This is a genomic window from uncultured Cyclobacterium sp. (genome assembly GCF_963976465.1).
Lineage (GTDB): Bacteria > Bacteroidota > Bacteroidia > Cytophagales > Cyclobacteriaceae > Cyclobacterium.
Map to the genome: position 1 here is coordinate 1 of NZ_CAXBOC010000661.1, position 2,360 is coordinate 2,360.

General features: G+C 38.5%; 1 protein-coding gene and 1 pseudogene. One reads left to right on the top strand and one right to left on the bottom strand.

Features of this window, described 5'->3' with window-relative positions; translation table 11 throughout:
• On the top strand, positions 1-1,380 hold a 1,380-nt coding region (locus tag AAC037_RS23560), incomplete at its 5' end, for a sulfatase (protein ID WP_339906078.1).
• Between the two features lie 5 nt (positions 1,381-1,385).
• Here AAC037_RS23560 and AAC037_RS23565 read toward each other — a convergent pair.
• Positions 1,386-2,360: pseudogene (locus AAC037_RS23565) on the bottom strand (hypothetical protein); the annotation flags it as partial.

Genomic DNA, 2,360 nt, shown 5'->3' on the forward strand with positions numbered 1-2,360 from the left:
GTTTTAGCCGATCAATGGCGGGCGCAGTCTGTGGGATTTCTTGGGAATAAGGATGTTATTACGCCTAACTTGGATAGTTTAGCCAATGAAAGCACTGTTTTTCATAATGCTGTTACAGTGATGGCTGTATGTGCACCTTGGCGAGGGAGTTTTATTTCAGGTCAGTATCCATTGACCCATGGAGTTTTTTACAATGACAAACCTTTTCCAACAGAAGCCGCCACGATTGCAAAGATTTATAAAGAAGCAGGCTACCAGACAGGCTATATTGGCAAATGGCATTTAAATGGTCATGCGAGAGGGGAGGAACCTTTTAGTGCTAGAAATAAACCTGTTCCTAAAGAAAGAAGGCAGGGGTTTGATTATTGGAAAGTGAGAGAAGTAACCCACAATTATAACAACTCCTATTATTTTGATGAAGAAAATCAAAAGCATTTCTGGGAAGGGTATGATGCTTTTTCTCAAACTGACAGTGCCATCAGTTATATTAATAAAAATAAAGACAACCCTTTTTTATTGGTATTGTCTTGGGGGCCTCCTCATGACCCTTACCATACTGCCCCGCAAGCATACAGGGAAATGTATGAGCCTTCAGCATTAAGTGTAAGGCCAAATGTCCCTGAAGAATTTCAAGATAGTGCAAGGAATGTATTGGCCAACTATTATGCCCATTGTACAGCCTTAGATCAGGCTGTAGGGGATTTGTTAAAAGCCATTGATCAAGCTGGTATTGCTGACAATACGATTTTTGTTTTCACTTCTGAACATGGCGATATGATCATGTCTAAAGGAATGTTGAAGAAACAAAGGCCTTGGGATGAATCCATAAAAGTCCCAATGCTCATTAGGTATCCTGAAAAATTAGGCAAAGGCACTAAAGCGGTTTATGACCCCATTAATACACCGGACCTATTACCTACCTTATTGGGATTAAGTGATTTGGAAATACCCGGATCCATCGAAGGGACCGACTTTTCAAGTAAATTGATTGCAGGTGAAGAATTAGGGAATGAGGCAGCACTAATCATGCTTCCGGTTCCATTTCATGAATGGAAATTTTTAAATGGGGGTAGAGAATATCGGGGAGTAAGGACAAAAAAATACACTTACGTTAGAGATTTGCTGGGGCCATGGTTGCTTTATGACAATGAAAAAGACCCTTACCAGATGCATAACCTGGTTGACATGCCTCAGTTTTCCCAATTGAAAAATCATTTGGATGGCCTATTGAATGAAAAGTTGAAGGCTACCAATGATGAATTTCTTCCCGCAGATGAATACATGAAAAAGTGGAATTATTTATACGATAGAAATGACAGTATCAGGGATGAAAATTACCTTAAAATCAACAGATTAATCAAGTCAGAGAAATTTCAGTAGATCAATCAATTAAGGTTAAGTAAATAGTTGGCTGTGTTAAAAGTTTTATTTTGACCTTCTCTGTATCGAAGCTTCAGCTCGAAGTTTCCTTTTAATAGGGAAGGCTTGAAAGAGAAATTAAGCATTCCATTGTCATCAATTTCTTTGTTGGATTGCCAGGTCAAAATACTTCTGAAATCCGGAAAATGCGTCTCATGATTAAATGATTTTAATGCGGTATGAAATTCATATGGTTTTTGCAATCCCCGGTAGGTGATAAACAAGGCGTTCTTTGGCAAGTCAAAACCTCCAAAATCATTATTAAATGAGCTAAGGTTTACCATACCCGTAAATTTTAGATCATTGATATAAAAATACCGGTTGATAATGTCCATGGTTTTGATGCCTTTTGGGTCAAAATTAGCAAAGGCATCACTGTCAAATACAGGCATACCATCGATTACTAACAAGGGACTTTCTTTAAATACCAGATTATAAGGAATGTTGAAATTTTTGAATATGGTTTTGCGGTTTTGACTACGGACCAAAACCATGGGAACATATTCCCTAATGGTGGTGGCCATGTCCTCAAAGCGGTTGTAATCATCCAGTTGATAACTATAGTCTGTGATGTACTGGAAAGGTAAGGGGGTAAGCGGCATCTCAATTGGCGCCAGGTAATATTGGTGACTTGCTCTAGCTAAAATCTTTTCTTTAATAAATGCTTCGTCAGCAGGACTTAGTGTTAAGGGAGGAAGGGTAAAACTCTCATTGGGTGTTTTCTCCCAAAATGGAGAAGAAAGTATGAAGTTTACCTGTTCATCTGTTCTAGTAGATTGTATGCCTGCATACTCATAAAAGGAAAAATTACCAGTGTCAAAATAAACATCTCCCTTTTCATTCGGTTTGTCTACAAACATATGGGATTGATGGCCATGAAGAGTTAAGAAAAACACCTCCGCGGTATCAATGGCACTGTCTAAAATTTCACCTTTGACGAT